This window comes from Serratia sp. CoH_134_PS_4 (genome assembly GCF_058190535.1).
On sequence record NZ_JBXWKI010000059.1, the window covers coordinates 1 to 226 of the forward strand.

At 50.9% G+C, this 226-nt stretch carries 1 rRNA gene; it reads right to left on the reverse strand.

The annotated features are described in order from the left end of the window. A 23S ribosomal RNA gene (locus tag AC2FCQ_RS24720) occupies positions 1 to 226 on the reverse strand; the annotation flags it as partial.

Consider the following 226-nt stretch of genomic DNA (forward strand, 5'->3'; position numbering starts at 1 on the left):
AGTATTTAGCCTTGGAGGATGGTCCCCCCATATTCAGACAGGATGTCACGTGTCCCGCCCTACTCATCGAACTCACAGTTAATGCATTTTAGTGTACGGGACTATCACCCTTTACTGTGCGACTTTCCAGACGCTTCCACTAACACAAAAACTGATTCAGGTTCTGGGCTCCTCCCCGTTCGCTCGCCGCTACTGGGGGAATCTCGGTTGATTTCTTTTCCTCGGG